The following is a 21573-nucleotide window of genomic DNA, read 5'->3' as shown; positions in this document are numbered from 1 at the left end:
CATCCGTCAGCGCTCAGCTTTTCGGTCTGATGGAGAACATGGCACCGGCGGCGACAATGAAGAGCCCGATGATTGCAAGTTGAAACGTGCTCGGGATGCCGACGAGGATCAGCACATTGTTGACGAGCGTGATCAGCAGTACCCCGAGAAGTGTTCCGAGCACCGTACCCGAGCCTCCGGTGATGCGCGCGCCACCAAGGACGACCGCGGCAATGACGTCCAGCTCCGACCCCGCCAGATCGAAAGGGTTGGCGAGACGATTGCTCGACACGTGCATGATACCCGCGATCCCGGCGAGCAGACCGGCATAGGCAAAGACGAACACGTGGACAGTGCGCAGGTTGTATCCGAGACGCGAAGCGATACTGGCGTTTCCGCCAACCGCATAGATAGCCCGGCCTATAAGGGTCCGCTTGAGGATATACCAGGTGGCGAGTGCAGCGACGACCAGTACGAGGAAATAGGCGGGCAAAGTCGAGACTGCACCATTCGCCCCCTCGTGCCGTAAAAGCGCGAGCTTTCCGAAAGCGTCCATGGATTCGGGGATGTTCATGAACAGTGCCGTTCCGATGAAGGTCAGCAGAAACCCGCGGATCGCATATTGCGTGCCGATCGTCAGGATCAGTGAGGGCGCCTTCAATGCGTGGACCAGCAAGCCGTTGCAGATGCCGAGGATCGCGCCGCCGGCGGCTGCGATGCCAAGGATCGGCCAGATGGACAGATCCGGCGCATAATTCGTGACCAGCATGGTGATGACGTACATCACCAGCGCAGCAATGGCCGTGAACGAGACGTCGAGCCCGCCGGATGCCAGCACGACGAGAACGCCAAGCGCGAAGAGGCCGCGCACGACGGTGGAGCGTGCCATGTCGAACAGGTTGGAAACCTGCCAGAAGTCCGGGTTGATCGTGCCCACGACGATGCAGACGATCACGACGAGGAGGAAGGTAACGGCCGGAGGGTGGCGGATAAACCAGCGCATGGTCCGGACTGCGGCGGGCACTCCCTCGGTCCCGCTGACGGGGGTCGCTGCGACATCGGCCATGTTATTGAACTCCCTGGCCGTCTTCGGCCATCATCGACTTGTAGATTGCGTCTTCCTCAAGCCCTTCGGCCGGAAAGATATCGGCGACCCGACCTTTGCGCATCACCATCACGCGGTCGCAGTTCTGCAGAAGCTCGGGCAGATCATCGCTGATGATGACGACGCTCATGCCGTCTCCTGCAAGGCGCTGAATGACGCGGAATATCGTGTCCTTCGATCCGACGTCGACGCCGACGGTTGGGCCATGCAGGATGAGCAGGCTCGGCTCGATCGTCAGCCAGCGGCCGATCAGAACCCTCTGCTGGTTGCCGCCTGAAAGGGACATGACGGGGTTGTCGATATCCGGAGTCGCAACCTGCAGATCGTCGACCGTTTTCTGTGCCAGAGCCTTCGCCCGGCGGCTGTCGAGCAGGCCGAAAGCGCCCCGCAGTCGATCGAGGACCGCCATGACGATATTCTCGCGGATGGATTTCCCAAGGAAAAGCCCTTCAGACAGGCGGTCCTCCGGAACATAGCCGATGCCGGCCTCGATCGCAGAGGCGGGCGACGACAGATCGGCCCGTCTGCCTGCGAGCTGTACCGAGCCCCGCCGCGCCGGTTCCACGCCGGCCAGCGAAAGCGCAAGCTCGTTTCGCCCGGAATCGAGAAGTCCCGTAATCCCGAATATCTCGCCCTTGGAGACCGTGAAGCTGACATCGTCGAAGCCGGCGGCCCCGAGCCGCTCCACCGAGAGCAGCGTCTCGTCACCATGCGAATCGACGCGATAACGCGTGTCGTCGAGTTTCTTGCCCGTCATCCAGAAGCCGAGTTCGGTCTTCGACTGAGTGGCGACGTCGCATTCGGCAACCTTCAGGCCGTCCCGCATGATGATCGCCTGCCCGCCGATCGCCTTGCATTCGTCGAGCTTGTGCGTGACGAAAAGGACAGACACGCCCTTGGCGTGCAGGCCGTGCACGACGCGAATGAGGTTGTCCACTTCGCGCCGCGTCAAAGCGGTCGTCGGCTCATCCATGATGACCAGGCCGGCATCGGAAGCGATCGCGCGGGCAATGGCAATGAGCTGGCGCGTTGCGATGGGGAGTTCTTCGACGGGTGTCGCCAGGAAGGCGGGCTCCGTCGGCAGACCGACGTCCTTCAATGCACGGACGGCCGTCTCCCGCAGACCCTTAAGGTCGAGACGCCGCGCGAGGCTGCCGTTGGAGGCAACCAGCTGCTGCGTCAGCGCGACATTCTCCTCGACGCTCAGATTGGGAAGAAGCGACAGGTCCTGATAAACCGTCTCGATGCCGGCTGCCAGGGCGCCGATCGGCGTCAGGCCCTCGACCTTTTTACCGTTGATCGCAAGCTCACCTCCATCTGCCGGCTGGGCGCCGGAGATGATCTTGATGAGCGTGCTCTTGCCGCATCCGTTCTCGCCCATGAGATGGTAGGTACGTCCGCGCTCGATCGTGAAGCTCACCCCCTTCAGGGCGCGAACGCCGCCAAAGCGCTTCTCCAGGTCGCGAACTTCCAGAAAAGGCGTCGTATCGCTCCGCGTCTCTGCGGAGGGCATCTTCTTCTCGGCAATGATAGTCGACTGCATTGGCATGGTCCGGAGTTGCGGTCAGTTCGCCGGCAGGGCCATCCCTGCCGGCGGATGCGGCTGCAGCCGCGTATCCCTTCGATGCGCGATCAGAACGGATACTGGCTGTAGTTGGACTTATCGACGTCGACCCAGGCTTCGCCGACAACGATGATGCCGTCGCCGGGGCCCTTCTTCACCGACACTTTGTTGTAACCCGGCACCCCGAGATCCATGCCGTCCGTGATTTCCTTGCCCTCGATCACGAGCTGGGCGACCTTGTTCATGACGTAGCCGGCATCCTTCGGGTCCCAGAAGGAGATGCTCTGGACGGCACCCGATTCGAGATACTTGGCCGTGTCCTTCGGCAGACCGAGGCCGACGACGCAAACCTTGCCGACGAGGCCGGCTTCCTCGACCGCGCGGCCGATCCCGATCACGTCAATGGCCGAACCACCCTGGAAGCCCTTGATGTCAGGATACTTGCGCAGGATCTCGCGCGCCTTCTCGTAAGCCTTGTTGGCGTCGTTGAAGGATTCGTTCTTCTCCGAAACGAGTTCCATGTCCGGATATTTCTTGGCGTTCTCCGCACCGCCGTCGGCCCACTGCACGTGCGTGAGGCTGCCGAGCGACCCGACGAACGACGTCCACTTGCCGGACTTGCCCATGCATTCAGCCAGCTTCTCGTTGAAACGCGCGCCGAAGACCTTGTTATCGAAGGCCTCGATATCGACCTGCGTGTTCTTCAGGCTGTCGGCTTCGTGCGTGATGATCTTGATGCCGCGGTTCATCGCCCGCTTGAAGACGCCTTCGAGAGCGGAAGGGTCCATCGGCACGACGGCGATTGCGCTGACGTTCTTCGCGACGAGGTCTTCGATGAGGCGAAGCTGCTGGGCCGCGTCGGCCTTGGCCGGTCCGATCTGACTCGTCGACACAGCTGGATTGTCCTTGCCATAGGCAACGACACCTTCCTCCATGCGCGTGAACCAATTCTCACCGGTCACCTTGACGACGGTAACGACGGAGGGGGCGTCCTGCGCGACCGCAAGCTGGGCAGCGCAAAGCGCACCCAAAGCGACCGTGCAGGCGGCAATCTTCTTGTAGACAGACATGAGTGTCTCCTCATCACTTGTTGTTTGCCCGACCAGAAATCGACGGCGGGGGGCATTGCGCCGTTTGGGGACCTCGGGATCAGCGTCGCGGCGAAAGATATGCGCGGAGATCGACGCGCGACGTTGCCAGGAACACGATCAGAAGCAGTCCCCAGGCGCAGTCGCGGAAGAAATTCGAGATATCGAGGAAATTGAACAGGCTGGACAGCATCTGAAGCGCCGTCGCGGAGAGGACGACGCAGACCGTGCGTCCATACCCGCCGTCAGGCCGTACACCCGCCATCACGACGATCAGAATGGCGATGAGGACGTAGGAGCTGCCATAGTCCCACTTCACGCTTGAGGTGCGGGCGGCGATGATGATCCCAGCGATGGAAGCAAGCACTCCGCAGACGGTATAGGTCAGAAGAAGCATCCGGCGCTGCGGAATGCCGGCGTAACGGGCGGCCTTGGCATTGCTGCCCATCAGGTAGAGCTTGAAACCGAAAGGCGTGAAGCGGAGCACGACACCGATCAGGACCGCTATGGCGACGAAGAGCGTGAAGCACATCGGCACACCGAGTACCGGGGTATTGCCGAAATTGTCGAGGGGCTCGATGTAGCCGAGGGTGATCGCGGAGCCGTTGGTGAAAGCAACGGCGAGACCTGTGAAAAATAGCTGCGTGCCAAGCGTGGCGATGATCGGCGTAAGCCCGGCGAAGGCGATCAAGGCACCGTTCAGCAAGCCGCCGGCGAGACCGATGATCAGCGCCACCACCGCGAACAGCCACGAAAAAGCGAGTGGCGCTTCATCGGCCGAAACCCAATCGCGCACCAGCAGGTAGGAACCTACCCCGGCAAGATTGGCGAGCGCGATGCCGGACAGATCGATGCCGCCGCCTCCGGCAATCATCGCAAGCATCACGCCGAGAGCCAGCAGCGCAAGCTCCGGTACCTGAGCGGACATCGACTGGAAATTGTAGAGGCTGAGAAAGGTGTCTCCTGCGAACACCGCAGCGAGCGCGACCACGAGAGCGTTGGTCGCCACAAGAAAGTTGAATTGCCGGTCGGCAAACATGCTTTTCATTCAGCCTCTCCCACACCGCATTTCAGGGGCGCTTCACACCCCGTCGACTTCCCGCCGCCCCAGCCGATCGCCGAGGGCGATCGCAGGGGATGACGACCAAGTCCATGAGAAATAATGGAAATCTTGGAAATGACCACTTCCATCCCTCTCGAATTTCCGGCAATCTAACGTGAATGTTGACATTTGTCGAGCCATGTTTGAATTATGTAGGAAATTCGCAGTTCGGCTGATCCGGCTGGTCATCAGGGAGGAGCTCTCGATCAAGATTTTCCAGCCGGCCTGGCACGCGAACCGCGCCGGCAGACCCCGATCTGCTCCGGCAGACGATGTTAGATTCAACGTAGTGTTGCGCTGAGCCGTATCGCCAGCGACGGACAAAAGAGGACTGCCATGCAGCGTTTCATCAACAATCCGGACGAAGTCGTCGAGGATACCGTCAAGGGTTTCGTCAAGGCGCATGCCGACATCGTTCGCCTCGGAGAAAATCCGCGCGTCATCGTCGCCAGGGGCGCGCCGGTTGCCGGCAAGGTGGGTGTCGTGACCGGCGGCGGCTCCGGCCATGAGCCTGCCTTCATTGGCTACACCGGCCGCAACATGCTGGACGCGGTTGCAGTCGGCGAACTCTTTTCCTCACCGACGGCCAAGAGCTTTCACGACGCGATGCGTGAAGCGAACGGCGGCAAGGGCGTCGTCTGCCTCTACGGCAATTATGCCGGCGACAACATGAACGTGAAGATGGCGGTGAAGCTCGCGGCCAAGGCAGGGATCGAAGTCGCGACGGTCGTCGCCAATGACGACGTCTGCTCCGCGCCGCCCGAAGAGCGCGAGAAGCGGCGCGGCGTCGCCGGAGAAATCTTCATGTGGAAGATCGGCGGGGCCAAGGCGGCCGCCGGCGCGAGCCTCGAAGAGGTCCGTGCGGCTGCCCAGAAGGCGATCGACAATTGCCGCTCGATCGGGGTCGGGCTCGGCCCCTGCACCTTGCCCGCGGTCGGGCATCCGAACTTCCGGATCGAGCCCGGCACGATGGAAGTCGGCATCGGCCATCACGGTGAGCCCGGCGTGCGCGTCGAAGCGCTGAAGACCGCCGAAGAGGTCGCGGTCGACATGTGCAAGATCGTGCTGGACGATCACGACCTGCCAGAGGGCACGGAAGTGGCTGTGCTCGTCTCCGGCCTCGGCGCGACACCGCTCAACGAACTCTACATCCTGAACGACACGATCGAGCGCGAGATCACCGCACGGGGCCTCAGGATCTACCGCACCTTCGTCGGCAACTACTTCACCTCGCTCGAAATGGTCGGAGCGACGCTGACGGTCATGGCGCTCGACGACGAACTCAAGGCGCTCCTCGATGTCGAGGTCCGCTGCACCGCCGTTCTCTGAGGAAATGGACATGCAGACGTTTGAAAATGCAAAAGCCGGCGACATCGTCCTCACGCTTGCCGACCGGATCATCGAAAACCGCGCCTATCTGAGCGAGATCGACGGCAAGATCGGCGATGGCGATCACGGCGTGAACATGGCCAAGGGCTTTGGCCTTGCCGCAGAACGCCTGAAGGGCAAAGACGCCTCTCTTGCAGAGGCGCTGGATACGCTCGGCACCGTGCTGATGACGGAGATCGGCGGATCGATGGGGCCGCTCTACGGCGTGATGTTCACCGAATTCGCCGAAAAGATCGAGGGTGCCGATGCAATCGACGCCGCCGCCTATAGCCGCATGCTTCATGCGGGGCTCGAAGGCATCCAGTCGATCGGCTCCGCCAAGGTGGGCGACAAGACGCTGCTCGACACCTTGGTGCCCGCGGTGGACGCCTTCGATGCGGCGACTGCCGACGGCAAGCCCTTCGCCGAAGCGCTCGACGCACTCGTATCGGCCGCGGAGGCCGGCCGCGATTCGACGCGCGATCTCGTCGCCAAGATCGGCCGGGCGAGCCGCCTCGGCGAACGCTCGCTCGGCGTCTTGGACGCCGGCGCCACCTCCTGTGCGATCATCCTCAGGGAGTTGTCGCACGGGGCTCGCGCCCGGCTCGCCTGACGCCGCGGTTTCGCGATTGCGCGCAAAGGGGGCAGCGGCACCCAGCCCCCATTGCAAAAGCACGGCGTTGCTTCCATCCTCGCGGTCCGAAAACAGGGGAAGTACAGGACTGCATGACGATCAAGACACCTTCTCCGCGCAAGGGCGCTGCCAATCGAAGCGGTACGATCGATGCTTCGGACGCGATCCCCTTGCGCTACGGTGACGACCCCTATGTCTGGGCCTGCTGGCTTTATTACGAAGACGGCATGACGCAGGGCGAGATCGCCGAGGCCATGGGTGTGTCGCGGGCGACGGTAAACAGCTATCTCGCCGACGCCCGCGAAAAAGGCATCGTCAACATTTCGATCGAGTCGGCGCGACTGGCATCGCTCACCATCGCCCAGGAACTGAAGCGGCATTTCGGCCTGACCGACTGTCTCGTGGTCCCGAGCGACGACAATGCGCGTCCTTTGATCGACCGCCTCGGAGCGGCCGGGGCGCAGGCGCTTCCAAAACTCCTGAAATCCGGCGATACGCTCGCCGTCGCCTGGGGCCGCACCGTGCTTTCGGTTGGCGAGCACGCCGGTATCGCTTCCCTTCAGGACATGACGGTGGTTCAGGCGACCGGCGGCACCACGGCCTCATTTGCCTATACGCCGGAGCTTTGTGCCTCGGCGGTCGCACGGGCAATTTCGGCCCGCTGCGTCAACATCACCGCGCCGGCCGTGGTCAAATCGCCGGAACTCCTGCATATGCTTCTGGAGGAACCTCTGGTTCAGGAGCAGTTCGCGACTCTGGCAAGGGCAAACCGGGTGCTTTTCGGCATCTCCTCGCTTCGGCCGAATTCCACCATTCATACCAGCGGCTTCTTCGAATCGGTCTCGCTGCAGGACTATCTGGCAGCCGGCGCGGTCGGCGTCGTCGCGGGCCGTTTCATCGATGAACGCGGCCGTCCGGTCGCCGGCCCGCTCGACGATCGTACGGTCGGCATCTCGCTTGACCTGCTCCGCAAGATAGGCACGCGCATTGCGGTCGCCGGCGGCTTCGACAAGGTGCCGGCCCTGCTCGCGGCGCTACGCGGCGGCTATGTCAACGTGCTCATCACCGACGCGGCGACCGGTCACGGCATCTTGCGGGCCGACGGCGTCAGGGCACTCGACGCCAAGCTTTTGCACCGGCCGAAGCTTGTCCAGACACCGAGCTCCTATCGCACCCACGTCAAGAAATTCCTCAACAACCCGAACGAAGTCGTCGAAGAGATGCTCGAAGGGGTCGTCAGGGCGCATCAGAAATATCTGCAGCCGATCAACGGATCGCACCGGGCGCTCGTCGCGCGCAGCGGCCCCAGGCCCGGAAAAGTCGGCCTCGTCATCGGCGGGGGCACGGGGCATGAGCCGTGCTTCCTCGGTTATGTCGGCAAGGGTCTTGCCGATGCGGTTGCCGTGGGGAACATCTTTTCCTCGCCGCCGCCCGATCCGATCGTGCAATGCGCCGAGGCCGCGTCCGGAGGCGAAGGCGTGCTCTTCGTCTACGGCAACTATGCCGGCGACGTGATGAATTTCGAGATGGCGGCTGAAATTGCCGAAGAAAAGGGCATCAAGGTAAGGACTGTCCTGACGACGGATGACGTCGCCTCCTCGCCGGTCGAGGACCGCGAAGGCCGGCGCGGCGTCGCCGGCAACTTCTTCATCTTCAAGGTCGCGGGCGCGGCCTGCGATCGCGGCCTGTCGCTGGAAGCCTGCGAAGCCGTCACGCGCAAGGCGAACCTGCGCACCTATACGGTGGGCGTCGCGCTCGAACCCGGCTCGATGCCGCAGACGCGACGGCACAATTTCGAGATAGGCCCGGACGACATGGAGGTCGGCATGGGCATCCACGGCGAACCGGGCGTGACGCGCGAGCGCATCCGATCGGCGGACGAGATTACCGACAGCATCATGGACCGCATCTTCAAGGAGATGAAGACAGCACCCGGCGAGCGCGTCGCCGTGCTCGTCAATTCCTTCGGAGCGACGCCCCTGATGGAGCTCTATATCCTGTTCCGGCGGGTTCAGCAGCGACTGGCGGCAAAGGACATACTGATCGAAGCAAACTGGATCGGACATTATTGCACCTCGCTGGACATGGCGGGCGCTTCGATCACCATTCTCCATCTTGATCAGGAATTGTCCGATCTGCTTCATCACCCTTGCGAAACGGCGTTTCTGAAGGTCAACTAGAACTGGGCGAAGCTCTGGCGGGTGGTTGCGGATCCACCCAAAGGCCGCGGGAGGAAAATGATGCCGGAAAACGCGGTGCGCCGCTTGATCGAAATGTTCGAGACGATCTCCGATGCCATCGAGGCGGAGAGGGACCATCTGTCCGAACTTGACGGCGCGATCGGCGACGCCGATCACGGGATCACCATGGCGATCGGCTTTTCTGCCGTGACCGGCGAACTTGCGAGGACGGATGCAGGCAGCGCCGGGCTGAGCGGTGTCATGACGGCGGCGGCAAGCGCCTTCCTGAACGCCGTCGGAGCCTCGACGGGACCGCTTTACGCCACCGCCTTCCGACGTGCGGCCCAGGCCCTGGAAGGACGCGACACACTGGACCTCGAGGCCTGCTCCCTTCTCATCCAGGCGGTTGCCTCCGGCATAGGCGAGCGCGGCAAGGGGCAGCGCGGCGACAAGACGATGCTCGACGTCTGGCTTCCCGCCGCCGACGCGGCGGCGCAGGCGGCCGCAGCCGGCAAGTCCGCCGAGGCATTCTGGGCGGATGTCACCGCAGCCGCCGAAAACGGCGCCAGCGCGACGCGTTCCATGGTCGCAACGAAGGGCCGCGCGGCCCGGGTCGGAGAGCGCTCGCTCGGACACATGGATCCCGGCGCCGCCTCGGCCGTCATGATCATCCGCGCCATGGCCCAAACCCTGCGGACGAGCTAAGGCCTGTTCGGTTTTCTCGGCACGCATGGCGATGCGCTTGAATTCCTTGCGTACCGACCGTGCGCCACTGTAGGTGTCCTTTGATCGTAGCCGATCAATGGACAAAAACATGCAGCAGCTCAACGTGCTACAGCGACCTTTGCGCGTCTCATAAGACGCGTGGCGCTGTAGAAACTTTCCGGAGGACTGCAATCTCTCCTCATCCTCATCCCTGTGCTCGTTGTCACAGGGATGAGAGCAGCGCCGCGTCTGCGGCGCGGGAAGCGTTCTTTCAGCCCAAGGACTTGGTCTGGCTGGATTCCTGTGACAAGCACAGGAATGAGGAAATCAAACAAGTGCGTTGGACCGAAGGGGTGGAGCATTCCAGTGTTTCCATGAAACATCGAAATGCTCTTGGTCGACCCTACGCTCGATGACACAGTTTTCCTGAGGCGTGCTCTAACCCGCATCATCCAGTGCCGGCGGGGCTTCACCCGTCGTCAACATCTGCATCAGCGCGAGTTCGCTCCTCACGCCTTGCCGGTAAAGGTGGAACAGCATCTTTCCCAACTCCGCACCGTGTTCGCTTTCCGGCGCCAGCTCCCTGGAGGAGCAGGCATAAACGTGAACACGTCGCAACATCAAGATTTCGTCGTCGTCAATGGCGAGATCCGAGAAGCGCACCGACATTTCCTTTGACCCTCTAATCAAAGTGGCTTTGTTGATGATGACTTAATATCGGTGCGGAGACGGCGCGAATCCAGACCCCCCATCATTCTTCAGTGAAGAGAGTTACGCGAACGCCAAGGCCCTCCACTTGCCTTTTGCTCTGCGTCCCATAGTTGAAATAGAAGACAGCATTTTTCAACGAACGGGGCGGACAACATGTCGGTACTGATCAGCATCCTGATCACCTTTCTCGTCGTCATTCTGGTTCTTTATCTCGTCAACCGCCTTCCCCTCGACGGGCGCACCAAGCAAATCGTCCAGGCCATCGTCATCATCATAGGCATCCTGTCGCTGCTGCGGTATCTTGCCGTGTTCTGAACTCCACAGAGGCCGCGGTCCTCTGTCCTTTCCCGGTGGCGCAAACATGTGAACGCGGCCTGCGTATCCGTGGGGAACCTTGGCCCGGCTTCCCCATTAGGAGCCGAGTGAACAGTCCGGTTCGTGAAACGAACGGAGGCGGCTATGTTGCGAGCAGCTGTTTTCCTGGCATTTGCGGCAATGGCCGCTGCGCGGCACGATCCGGCGATCGCGCAGGATTCGCCGCGTATGCTCGACACCAAAAGCGGACCTGTCAGCGTCGAAGTCTTCGCCGGTGGCCTCGAGCATCCCTGGGGCGCTGTCCTTCTGCCGGATGGCGACATGCTGGTGACGGAGCGTCCCGGCAGGCTGCGCCTCGTGTCGGCCGAGGGAGCCGTCGGCGAACCCATCGAAGGGGTCCCGGATGTCTTCGCCCAAGGTCAGGGTGGACTCCTCGATGTTGCGCTCGATCCGGATTTCGCCACGAACAGGACTGTCTATCTATCCTTTGCCGAGGAACGCGAAGGCGGCGCGGCTACCTCGGTCGGCCGTGGCCGTCTGAACGACGACGCCACCGCACTTTCGGATTTCAAGGTAATCTTCCGGCAGGAGCCGGCGGCTTCAGGCGAGAATCATTTCGGCTCGAGGTTGGCCTTCGCGCCGGACGGCAAACTTTTCATCACGCTCGGCGAACGCTTCGACATGCAAGAGGCCCAGGATCCGGCCAACCATCTCGGCGCGATCGTCCGCCTCAATCCCGACGGCTCGATACCGGACGACAACCCCTTTGTCGACCGCGAGGGCGCCGACGAGATTTGGTCCTACGGCCACCGCAACGTTCAGAGCGCCGCCATCCATCCGGAAACCGACGTGCTTTGGACGGCAGAGATGGGGCCGATGGGGGAGACGAGTTGAACATACCCGAGGCGGGCAAAAACTACGGCTGGCCCGTGGTGAGCTGGGGCAGACATTATTCGGGCGAACGAATTCCCGATCCGCCGAGCCGCCCCGAATTCGCTGGCTCCATCCATAGCTGGACGCCCGTGATCTCACCCTCGGGCATGATGTTCTATACAGGCGACCTGTTTGCAGACTGGCGGGGCGACCTCCTGATCGGCGGCCTGTCGGCGGGCGGTATCGTCAGAGTGCAGACGAACGGCCGGAAGGTAACCGGGGAGGAAGTTCTTTCGCTCGAGGCACGGGTTCGCGATCTCCTCCAGGCCTCCGATGGCTCGGTACTCGCGCTGATCGACGCCGCATCCGGCAGGATTCTGCGGCTGAGGCCCGCCAACTAGAGCATTCCCAGGAAAAGTGTGTACCGGTTTTCCGTCAGGAAGTGCGTTGGACCAAAGAGTTAGAGCATTTCGGTGTTTTCATGAAACATTGAAATGCTCTAGGTCCGGGATCGCGTGTGCGGGTGAAGGAAACCGCTCGTAACATCCGGGGCATTGGCCTCGGCGAGCCGGGAGAGGAATTGCTCCATGAGCGCGGATTCGCCGAAGCGGCGCATGGAGCGCTCGCTTGCGAGCGAAAATTCCGGGTCCACTTCGGTCAGGCGCGCCATTGTGCGCTGCGCTCCCTCAACGTCTCCCCGCTGGCTCAAAACCGCCGTCCGTATCAGCAGGCAATCCGCCTGCTGCGGCGCCCGGATGAGGCATTCCCGCAAGACCTCGTCGGCCTCATCGAGACGACCGGCAGCATAGAGGGCCTGCCCGTAGACATAGGTATAATATTCCGGCGCCATGGGATGCAGCCGGCGCGCCCGCTCGGCGTTTTGCACCGCCTCGTCATAGCTGCCGAACCGGACCTGCGCCTTTGCCAGCGCCATCAGGCTGTCCGGATCGTTCGGATTGAGTTCGACGGCCCTTTGTGCCGCCTGCATGGCGCCGGGGTAATCGCCGGTTGCCGAGAGGCCGAAGCTGAGGACCTGATAGCCGGCAGCCAGGTTCGGATCGAGACGGACTGCCTGGCGTGCTTCGCTGAGGCCGGTTTCCACATCGGTCGTGGTCGCCCTGCCGCTGAGGTTCTGCACGAAGTCGACGATATAGGTCATCCCCAGATTCGCGCGCGCCGCGGCGTAACCGGGGTCGAGCTCGAGGGCGCGATGAAGCAGCGCACGGGCGGCGATCAGCGCCTCCGCATCCTTCGAGCCGTGTTTGTAGCGGTCACGCGCCTGGAGGACGAGGTCGTAGGCCTGGAGGTTCTCGGTCGGCCGTTCCGCCGCATTCGAGACCTCCGACTCGCGCACATAGGAAACCAGATGCGAGACGATTTCGGCCGTCAGGTCGGTCTGAACCGCAAATATGTCCTCGACCCGGCGGTCGTAACTGCGCGACCAGAGATGCGCACCGCTGCGCGCATCGATCAACTGCGCCACCACGCGAAGCTGGTCCCCGGCGCGCCGGGCACTGCCTTCGACCACATAGCCGGCACCAAGCCTCTCGCCGATCAGGCGGATGTCTTCTGCCTGACCGCGCAGGGCGAAGGTCGAATTGCGGGCAATCACCTGAAGCTCGGGGTTTCGCGCCAGATTGGCGATTATGTCCTCGGTAAGCCCGTCGGCGAAATAGGTCTGCTCGGCGTCGCCGCTCATATTGTCGAAGGGCAGCACCGCGACTGTCGGCCTTGCATCGGCGAGTTCGCCGCCCGCCAGGCGCGCGAGGCTGCCGGCCAGGTCGGCGCCGACGGCTCTTACCTCCGGCGCCTGCGTTGCGGCAGCGGCGAGGACGAGTGCCGCGGCCCCGATGGCGTAGGGCAATGCCGCACGCCGGCCACGGGCGATCCGCCCGATCCAGCCGCGACCGTTCTTTTCGTCCGCATCGAGCCGCACCGCATAGACGGCGAGCGGCTCGGGAATGTTCTTCGCCTGCCTCCGGCCTATGCTGTAGAAGAGCTTGCTGCGGTTCCGGTCGGCACTGCGAACCACCGCCTCGCTCACGAAAATGCCGCCCGGCTCGGCCATGGCTTCGAGCCGCGACGCGACGTTCACGCCGTCGCCGAACATGTCGCCGTCGGCTTCTATGACGTCGCCGAGGTTGATGCCGAGGCGCATGTCGAAGGGCTGCTCGGAAAATCCGTTCTGGATTTCGATCGCGGCATCGAGCGCCTCGTTGACGCTAGGAAACGTCGCGAGAAAACCGTCCCCCGTCGTCTTGAAGGTGCGGCCGCCGTGCTTCTCGACCGAAGGTATGATCAGTCCGCTGAACGTCGCCCGCAGGGCGGCATAGGTCGAGGATTCATCCTCGGACATCAGGCGGGTATAGCCGACGATGTCGCCAGCTACGATTGCTGCGAGTTTACGTTCCATCACGAGCCTCGACAGTCTTCACGCGCATCTTTATGGGACCGACCCCACCCGTCCACTCACAACTCCGTGTCCGCCGCATCGCCTGAGGAGCCTATCCTGCGGACAACGCGTACGCATTCCAGCTCGCCGCTGACAAGAAACCGGGATGATTGGCCGTAAGGAGGAATGGCTACGCAGAAGGACGCGAACGGTCGCTCATACACTGCACAGGATTGCGGCCTTTGGGTGGCGACATTCCATTGCAGTCGGTCGGGCGCAGTCGGACGTTTCAGTGCTTCATAAAAACACTGAAACGCCCCAACCTTGAAACTGCGCAGTTTCTGAAACCGTTACACGCTTTTCCTGGATGCGCTCTCGCGCCACGCGAGGACCGGCCCCACGGCCTCGCGAAGCGCTGCGAGATCCGCCTCTTCGACCTTCCGGAAGGGGCGTCTGGAGGCCCCCCGGGAAGACCCATAATGCCGAGCAGCGCCTTGGACCCCGGCATGACGCCGACCTTGATCAGCACCTGGATCACCCGGTTCGCCATGGCCTGCAACAGCCGGGCCTCCTCGATCCGCCCAGCCGCTACGCAGGCCCTGAGCGCGACGAACAGATCGCCCATGAAGTTATAGGTGGTTCCTATCGCACCCTGTGCACCCATCGCGAAACCGGCCAGGCACATTTCATCATAGCCGTTGTAGACGATGGCGTCCGGTGCCGCATCCCGGATGCGTTCGAGCTGGAACATGTCGCTCGACGTATGCTTGATGCCGATGATGTTGGGATGGGAGAGAAGCTCGACCAGTTCGGGCAAGGTGAAACCGCTGGTGCGGGCGGGGAAGTTATAGACGATGAGAGGCAGGGCCGAAGTATCGGCCAGCTCCCGGTAATGCGCCATGACTTCGGGCCGGGAGAAGTCGTAGTAGAAGGGGGAATGGCCGAGATCGCCTGGTAGCCCGATTTGGCCGCGTGCTGCGAAAGCGTGAGCGCATCCCTCGTCGCGATCGTGCCGACATGAGCGATCAGCTTCAGGCGGCCGGACGCGGCGGCGGCAACGTCGGAGAGGTAGACCGCGCGCTCGTCGAGCGACTGCAGCATCGCTTCGCCCGAGCTGCCGCCGACATAGACTCCATCGATGCCGAGCCGGACCTGAAAATCGAGGAGCGCCCCGATGGCCTGCCGGTCGATGCTTTCGTCTTCGCAAAACGGGGTAAGGAGGGCCGAATAGATCCCTTCGAGTTTCATCTTATGATCGCTTTCACTGGCTCGTAGAAAAAAGCTCGGGCAATTGGCGGCGGGCAGCGGTGCCAAGCTCGATCACCGCTTCACCGGGGGCGGAACTATAGGGCCAGAGCAGCTCCGGCCCGATCGGGCACCAGCGGCCGGCGGCAGCTATCGCCTTGTCGAGTGCGGCGTTGGACAGGCCGTATTGCACGGCAAGCGGCAGGACGTGCTCGTTCATGAAGCCGACGACGCGGGCCTCGAAGTCAAGAGCGGCTGCCGGATCCTCCCGAAGCTGATGCCACCACCTGACGGCGCCGGCGGGACTCAGGCAGGCGACATTGGAATAGGAGCCGCGACCGCCTGCGAGGCAGCCGCTCGCCATGAAATGTCCGGGAATGAAGACGGCGAGATCCGGCAGCTTGCGACGAAGCTCCTCGTACCAGACTTCGTCGCCGCCCGGCAGTTTCGCGCCGATAAGCATCGGGAGACCGGCCTTTAGCCTTGCGATCTCGTCGAGGCTCAGCCGGCGCTTGGCATGAGGCGGGTTATAGACGATCAGCGGAGTGTCCGGCGCAGTTGCCGCCATGCCGGCAAAGAAGACCTCCGCCTCTTCATAGCTCGGCGCCCACCAGTCCGGCAGGGTGATCTGAACGGCATCGGGTCGCAGAGAGGCGACGCGGGCCAGGCGTTCGCGCGCGACACGACCATTCGAATGGGAAACGCCGATCTGGAACGGCAGGGCGACGGAATGGCAAAACTCGGCGACCCGCTGGCTCAGCCGGTCGAATTCGTCCTCCGTCTGGCTATGGAATTCGCCCGCGGTGCCGTTGGTGTAGACGCCCTGAATTCCGCTTTCGAGAAGCGCGGAAAGCTGCTCGTCCAAAGCGGACCATTCGACTTCCCCTCGCCGGCCGACCGGCAGGAGCACTGCTCCCCAGATCCCTTCGGGCGGCTTGGCTTGGAGGCTCATCGGGCGGCTCCGAGCATCTGGTCGGGGATGAAGGTGACGAGCGCCGGAAAGACGGTGATCAGCACCAGGACGACGATGAGCGGAACGAGAAGAGGCAGGATGCCGCGTGCGAGCACGCCGAAGGGAATGTCGGCAACCTTGGAGACGACGAAGAGCGCAACGCCCATGGGCGGCGTCAATATGCCGATCATCAGGTTGAACACGACCATGACACCGAAATGGACGGGATCCACCCCGAATTGGAGCGCGGTCGGGACCAGCACCGGTACGATGAGCAGCAGGATTGCCAGGGCCTCGATAAAGGTCCCGAGCGCAAGCAGCATGAGATTGACGAGGATCAGGAATGTCAGCGGGTCGTGCGCATAAGTGAGGAAGAACGTGGCGACGTGCTGGGGTACCTGCTCGCGCGCGATCACATAGCCGAATAGTGACACGCCCATGATGAGAAGGCCGACGGCGGCCGTATGGCTGACTGTCTCGCGCAGTACGGTCACGAGTTTGGCGAAGGTGATTTCACGGTAGACCACGACACCGAGGAAGAGAGCATAGCTGGCCGCGACCACCGCAGCCTCGGTCGGCGAGAACACCCCTGCAAAGATGCCGCCGATGATGATGAAGGGCGTGATGAGCGGGAGCAGCGCACGCCAGAACGTGGACCACACATAGCGAAAGCCGGCGCGCTGGGCGGTCGCATAGTTCCGGCGCCAGGCGATCGCATAGACCATGATCATGAGCGAGGCCGCGCAAAGAAGCCCCGGTACGATCCCGCCGAGGAAAAGGCCTCCGATCGAGGTATTGGCGATCACGCCATAAACGACGAGGGGAATGGAGGGCGGGATGAGCGGCCCTATGATTGCCGATGCGGCCGTGATCGAACCGGAAAACTGCTCGTCATAGCCGGCGTCGCGCATGGCCTTGATCTCAAGCTGGCCAAGGCCGGCGGCATCGGCGACGGCGGAGCCGGACATGCCGGAAAACAGCACGCTCGCCATGATGTTCACATGGCCGAGCCCGCCCCTGATATGGCCGACGAGCGCCTTGGCGAAGTCGAAGATGCGCTCGGTCACGCCCGAAAGATTCATCAATTGTGCGGTGAGGATGAAAAAGGGGACCGCCAGCAGCGGGAAGCTGTTGAGGCCGGCGATCATGCGCTGGCCGGCAAAGTTCAGGCCCGTTCCCTGCCAGAGCATGTAGGCAAGCGCAGCCACGATCAGCGTGAATCCGACCGGCATGCCGGCAATCAGAAGGGCAAACCATCCCCCGAAAAGCGTCGCCATCTATAGATACCTTTCGAAGGGGGCTTCGGCCGAAGGGCGGCGGCTGCCGAAGAGCAGCCGGACATCCCGCGCCATGACAAGCATGATCCGGACAGCCGCCAGCAGGCCGAATACGGGCAAGGCGCCGTAAAGCCACGATTCCGGAACGCCGATCGCGATCGACATGACCTTGTGGGCGCGCAAGGCCCCGAAGAAACCGTAGTAAACGAGAACGAGCAGCGCGGTGAGCACCAGGACATCCAAAACGATCCGCAGGAAGAGCTGCGCCCGCTCCGGGAGCATCCGCGGCACAATATCCATGGTGATGTGTGTCCGTGAGGTGACGCCCTCCGCGGCGCCAAGCGCCACCAGCCAGACGAAGGCATAACGCGCAGCCTCCTCCGTCCAGAACATCGGATCCTGGAGGACGAAACGGGTGACGATCTGCAGTGCGATCACGACGAAGGCGAGGACCAGCAGGATCGCGGCCATTGTCTCTTCGATATGGGCAAAGCTTCGCCAGCGGCTTGGATTGGCCATTTGTTGAACTCCCCGGAATGGAGGGCGCGGCCAGCTCTGGCCGCGCCTGCGGGTGGTTAACGGAGATCGAGCAGCGTCTTCACCGTGCCGGCACCGAATTTAGCGTCGAGATCGGCATAGACTGGCTTCATCGCCTCCTGGAACGCTGCCTTGTCGGGCTCGATCACGGTGATGCCGCGCTCGCGAAAATCGCTGACGAGGTTCGCTTCCTTCTCGCTTACCAGCTTGTCGTTGAGGGCGCCGCCCGCCTCGAATGCCTCTATAACGACCTTCTGGTCGGCGGGCTCGAGCGCATTCCACGTGTCTTCCGACATGAGGATGAGTTGGTCCTGCACCAGATGCCCGGTCAGGGAAACATGGGACTGCACCTCGGTGAACTTCATCGAGTCGATGATGGGTAGCGGGTTTTCCTGGCCGTCCACCTGATTGGTCTGGAGTGCAAGATAGACCTCGGCGAATGCGACCGGCGTGGGGCTCGCGCCCATCGCCTTTGCCCAGGTAAGAAGCGGCGCGGAATTCGGGACGCGCAGCTTCATGCCCGCGAAATCGGCAGGCTTTTCGATGGGCTTCTTTGCCGTCGTGTGCCGCGTTCCAAAGTACCAGGAGTCGACCATGCGCCACTTGTGCTCGGTCCGCATCTCGTCGACGATCCCCTTGCCCCAGTCGGAGGCGATGATCTTCTGAAGGTGATCGAAGTCGCCGACGACGTAGGCGGTGCTCGCCAACACGGCCCGCGGAACCCAGGCGTCCATGCCGCCGAACGGATTCAGCGTGAAGTCGAGTTCGCCGAGCGTCACCTGCTCCATCATCTCGGTGAATGTCCCGAGCTGAGAATTCGGGAAGATTTCCAGCGTCAGCCGGCCGCCCGATTTTTCCTTGATGATGCGCGCGGCCTCCGTGACGCCCTCGAATTGCGGGTCGCCGGCCGTACCCTGCATCCCAAGGCGCAAGGTGCGCGCCTCTTGAGCCAAGGCTTGCGACCCCATCAGCAGCCCCGCAAGCACGATCGTAATCAGTCCCGTTTTCATTATTGCTCCTCCCGCTGTCGGCCCGATGCTATGGGCTCGTTTGCCTGTATTTGCGCGCCGCACTCTCCAGGTGCTCGCGCATGACCCGTCCGGCACGCTCCGGATCGCCGGCGCGGATGGCCTCCACGATCACCACGTGCTCCTCGAAACTCTCCCGGTTGGAAATCTCCGGCCTGGTCGGCAGAGGCCTTTGGCCGATCAGCCAATCCACGAACGCATCGTGGACCGCGACGAAAATGGGGTTCGAGACCATCTGGGTCAGCGTGCGATGAAAGGCGACATCGGTGGCGGCAAAGGCGCGGGCCTTGCCGATCGCAGCCTCGTTGCGCGCCAGCGCGGCGTCGATCGCCTCGATCTGCTCCGCTGTCGCATGGGCCGCAAGATGGCGCGCGCATCCCTCCTCCAGAAACAGGCGGGCCTGCTCGAAATTGGCCACACCCTCGGGTTGGCCGAGCAGCATGCGCGCAGCGCCCGCAAGCGAAGACAGGAAATGGTCCGGCGTCGGCCGCGTGACTTTGGCACGCTCGCCCGTGCTGACCTTCACGAGCCCCATCCGCTCCAGGGCATAAAGCGCTTCCCGGATCGAGGGCCGCCCGACCCCGAACAATTCCATCAGGTCTCGCTCGGAAGGGAGCGTCGCACCCAAAGGATAGATCTCGTCGCGGATCATCTCCTCCAGTTTCAACCGGACTTCGTCGGAAAGCTTCTTGCGGACGGCGAGTGTGCTCATGGTGTGATTGTTAAGGTGTTATACCACGAGAGTCAAGAGAACCTCGCGGGCGCAGCAGACAACCGCGCTCACGCCGCTTGCAGCAGCGCGGCGCCACCTATCTGCCGCCCCTGCGGACCGCAGTGTTCACCTGGTTCAATGTCTGCGAAGAAGATATCCGATCGCCAGGCCGAGACCGGCAAGGACCAGGATCGTTTGCAGAGGACGGCGAGGCTCGGCGGCGGGGCTTTCGTCCGCGCGCCAGGCACCCGGCGTATCGACGACCCTGGTATGCGGGCGATCGAAGCCGGAGGCGACCTGCTCATGCCAACGTCCGGCGGGATCCTGGAATTCGATGGCTTCGGTAGAGCCGGGAAGCTCATGATGGCGCGCCGCGATCTCGGCTGCGGCCAGTGCATCGTCATGGGTAAGGAAGGTTTCGGAGAAGACGTCGTCTACCTTGTAGGCCCAGCCCCCGTCGTGTTCCACAATCTCATATCGTATCGTCACCATGGCGATGCTCCCGTTTGAAGGAGGAAAACATCCGGCGCCTTGCTTGGTTCCGCAATTGTCGGCATCCGCGAAGGTCGCCATGGCGACGAGACATTGGCTGCCCCGATCACCGGTTGTCCCGATCGACCGATTTGCAAGTATTCCCCTTGCTTGACAAAGCGCAACGATCGTAACATGCGCTGACGTGCCCTTCTGCGTGTAATACAAACTGCCGCTGCGACCTTTGCGCGTCCGACTGGACGCGTGGCGCTGCAGGCATAAATCTCGGAACGGCTCAGTGGCACGCGAAGCATTATGGGAGAAATTGATGAAACATGAACGGATTACCGTGCGCGGAGCGCAGATCGCCGCGCTCTCGGCAGCATTGTTTTTCTCGGGCAGCGCCGCGGCGCAGCAGAAATTCGTGACGATCGGCACCGGCGGCGTCACCGGCGTCTATTATGCCGCGGGCGGCGCCATCTGCCGGCTTTTGAACAAGGACCGCAAGACGCACGGCATCCGCTGTTCGGTCGAATCCACCGGCGGATCGGCGTTCAACGTGAACACGATCAAGGAGGGCGAGCTCGATTTCGGCATGGCGCAGTCCGATGTGCAGTACAACGCTTTCAAGGGCGATGAGGCGTTCAAGGAAGGCGGCGCGCATGCCGACCTCAGGGCGGTCTTCTCGATTCATCCGGAGCCGTTCACGGTGCTGGCGCATCCGAATGCCGGCGTGACGAAGTTCGAGGACTTCAAGGGCAAGCGCTTCAATGTCGGCAATCCCGGTTCCGGAACGCGCGCTTCCATGGAGCGCCTGCTCGGCGCCATGGGTTGGACGCTCGCCGACTTCTCGCTCGCATCCGAACTCAAGGCGGACGAGCATGGCCCGGCGCTTTGCGACGGCAAGATCGACGGCTTCTTCTACGGCGTGGGGCATCCCTCCGCCAATATTCAGGATCCGACGACGACCTGCGCGGCGAAGCTGGTGCCGCTGACCGGCGAAGTCGTCGACAAGCTGGTCGCCGACAATCCCTATTACGCCAAGGCGACCATTCCGGGCGGCCTCTACAACAACAATCCGGAAGACACGGAAACCTTCGGCGTTCTGGCGACACTGGTCACCTCCGCCAATGTTCCGGAAGAGAGCGTCTACGCGCTGACGAAAGCGGTTTTCGAGAATTTCGACGAGTTCAAGTCGCTGCACCCGGCTTTCGCCAATCTCGAGCCCCCCAAGATGATCAAGGACGGCCTCTCTGCACCACTGCATCCGGGTGCGGAAAAATATTACAAGGAAAAGGGCTGGCTGAAGTAAGCTTCGCGTTCTGACGTCTACCG

General features: G+C 62.6%; 18 protein-coding genes and 2 pseudogenes. 7 read left to right on the top strand and 13 right to left on the bottom strand.

The window, feature by feature from the left end:
* Window positions 1–13 precede the first annotated feature (13 nt).
* The 4 genes from N0Q91_RS27340 to N0Q91_RS27325 form a co-directional block, all read right to left on the bottom strand.
* Window positions 14–1045, bottom strand: coding sequence for an ABC transporter permease (locus N0Q91_RS27340; protein WP_275598709.1), 1032 nt, complete (start codon window positions 1043–1045; stop codon window positions 14–16).
* A gap of 1 nt (window position 1046) precedes the next feature.
* Complete coding sequence (locus N0Q91_RS27335) at window positions 1047–2627, bottom strand: sugar ABC transporter ATP-binding protein (RefSeq protein WP_275598708.1); 1581 nt, start codon at window positions 2625–2627, stop codon at window positions 1047–1049.
* A gap of 89 nt (window positions 2628–2716) precedes the next feature.
* Window positions 2717–3718, bottom strand: a complete 1002-nt coding sequence (locus tag N0Q91_RS27330; RefSeq protein WP_275598707.1) for an autoinducer 2 ABC transporter substrate-binding protein — start codon at window positions 3716–3718, stop codon at window positions 2717–2719.
* Between the two features lie 79 nt (window positions 3719–3797).
* Window positions 3798–4784: an ABC transporter permease gene (locus tag N0Q91_RS27325; protein WP_100672461.1), complete on the bottom strand. Its 987-nt coding sequence runs from the start codon at window positions 4782–4784 to the stop codon at window positions 3798–3800.
* 390 nt (window positions 4785–5174) lie between these two features.
* Between N0Q91_RS27325 and N0Q91_RS27320 the strand changes: the two genes are divergently transcribed.
* The 4 genes from N0Q91_RS27320 to dhaL (N0Q91_RS27305) all read left to right on the top strand — a co-directional run bounded on the left by N0Q91_RS27320 (window position 5175) and on the right by dhaL (N0Q91_RS27305) (window position 9725).
* A complete protein-coding gene (locus N0Q91_RS27320; RefSeq protein ID WP_100672462.1) occupies window positions 5175–6167 on the top strand; it encodes a dihydroxyacetone kinase subunit DhaK in 993 nt (330 codons plus the stop codon).
* 10 nt (window positions 6168–6177) lie between these two features.
* Complete coding sequence (gene dhaL, locus N0Q91_RS27315; RefSeq protein WP_275598706.1) at window positions 6178–6819, top strand: dihydroxyacetone kinase subunit DhaL; 642 nt, start codon at window positions 6178–6180, stop codon at window positions 6817–6819.
* 113 nt (window positions 6820–6932) lie between these two features.
* The gene (locus N0Q91_RS27310) at window positions 6933–9020 is read left to right on the top strand and encodes a bifunctional sugar-binding transcriptional regulator/dihydroxyacetone kinase subunit DhaK (protein WP_275598705.1); all 2088 of its coding nucleotides are present in this window, start codon (window positions 6933–6935) and stop codon (window positions 9018–9020) included.
* Window positions 9021–9080: 60 nt separating this feature from the next.
* Window positions 9081–9725, top strand: coding sequence for a dihydroxyacetone kinase subunit DhaL (dhaL, locus tag N0Q91_RS27305; protein WP_275598704.1), 645 nt, complete (start codon window positions 9081–9083; stop codon window positions 9723–9725).
* 438 nt (window positions 9726–10163) lie between these two features.
* Here dhaL (N0Q91_RS27305) and N0Q91_RS27300 read toward each other — a convergent pair whose 3' ends face one another.
* Complete coding sequence (locus tag N0Q91_RS27300) at window positions 10164–10394, bottom strand: hypothetical protein (RefSeq protein WP_102764100.1); 231 nt, start codon at window positions 10392–10394, stop codon at window positions 10164–10166.
* A gap of 195 nt (window positions 10395–10589) precedes the next feature.
* On the opposite strand from N0Q91_RS27300, the gene N0Q91_RS27295 reads away from it, so the two are divergent.
* Complete coding sequence (locus tag N0Q91_RS27295) at window positions 10590–10751, top strand: Thivi_2564 family membrane protein (RefSeq protein WP_017266304.1); 162 nt, start codon at window positions 10590–10592, stop codon at window positions 10749–10751.
* A gap of 144 nt (window positions 10752–10895) precedes the next feature.
* Window positions 10896–12025 (top strand): annotated as a pseudogene (locus tag N0Q91_RS27290) (PQQ-dependent sugar dehydrogenase).
* 98 nt (window positions 12026–12123) lie between these two features.
* Here the strand turns inward: N0Q91_RS27290 and N0Q91_RS27285 are convergent.
* From N0Q91_RS27285 to N0Q91_RS27250, 8 genes and pseudogenes are all read right to left on the bottom strand, one after another.
* On the bottom strand, window positions 12124–14037 hold the full coding sequence (locus tag N0Q91_RS27285; protein WP_275599726.1) for an adenylate/guanylate cyclase domain-containing protein: 1914 nt from the start codon (window positions 14035–14037) through the stop codon (window positions 12124–12126).
* 268 nt (window positions 14038–14305) lie between these two features.
* Window positions 14306–15264, bottom strand: a pseudogene (locus N0Q91_RS27280) (N-acetylneuraminate lyase).
* 13 nt (window positions 15265–15277) lie between these two features.
* Window positions 15278–16213: a dihydrodipicolinate synthase family protein gene (locus N0Q91_RS27275; protein ID WP_275599725.1), complete on the bottom strand. Its 936-nt coding sequence runs from the start codon at window positions 16211–16213 to the stop codon at window positions 15278–15280.
* Window positions 16210–17490, bottom strand: coding sequence for a TRAP transporter large permease (locus N0Q91_RS27270; protein ID WP_275599724.1), 1281 nt, complete (start codon window positions 17488–17490; stop codon window positions 16210–16212). The genes N0Q91_RS27275 and N0Q91_RS27270 overlap by 4 nt, the downstream gene beginning before the upstream one ends.
* Window positions 17491–18009 (bottom strand): TRAP transporter small permease, encoded by a 519-nt coding sequence (locus N0Q91_RS27265; protein ID WP_275599723.1) that lies wholly within the window; start codon window positions 18007–18009, stop codon window positions 17491–17493. It abuts the gene before it with no gap.
* Window positions 18010–18065: 56 nt separating this feature from the next.
* On the bottom strand, window positions 18066–19037 hold the full coding sequence (locus tag N0Q91_RS27260; protein ID WP_275599722.1) for a sialic acid TRAP transporter substrate-binding protein SiaP: 972 nt from the start codon (window positions 19035–19037) through the stop codon (window positions 18066–18068).
* Between the two features lie 28 nt (window positions 19038–19065).
* A complete protein-coding gene (locus N0Q91_RS27255) occupies window positions 19066–19767 on the bottom strand; it encodes a transcriptional regulator NanR (RefSeq protein ID WP_275599721.1) in 702 nt (233 codons plus the stop codon).
* A 135-nt stretch (window positions 19768–19902) separates the two neighbouring features.
* Window positions 19903–20259 carry a DUF2188 domain-containing protein gene (locus N0Q91_RS27250; protein ID WP_275599720.1) on the bottom strand — a complete coding sequence of 119 codons (357 nt, stop codon included), beginning with the start codon at window positions 20257–20259 and terminating at the stop codon, window positions 19903–19905.
* A 307-nt stretch (window positions 20260–20566) separates the two neighbouring features.
* Here N0Q91_RS27250 and N0Q91_RS27245 point away from each other — a divergent pair, with 307 nt between their 5' ends.
* Window positions 20567–21550, top strand: a complete 984-nt coding sequence (locus N0Q91_RS27245; protein WP_275599719.1) for a TAXI family TRAP transporter solute-binding subunit — start codon at window positions 20567–20569, stop codon at window positions 21548–21550.
* The last annotated feature ends 23 nt before the right edge of the window (window positions 21551–21573 follow it).

Origin of the sequence: Sinorhizobium prairiense, assembly GCF_029201645.2 — a bacterium.
Classification (GTDB): Bacteria; Pseudomonadota; Alphaproteobacteria; order Rhizobiales; family Rhizobiaceae; genus Sinorhizobium; species Sinorhizobium meliloti_A.
Note: the sequence above shows the minus strand (reverse complement) of the source record. Positions and strands in the feature narration are given on the sequence as shown.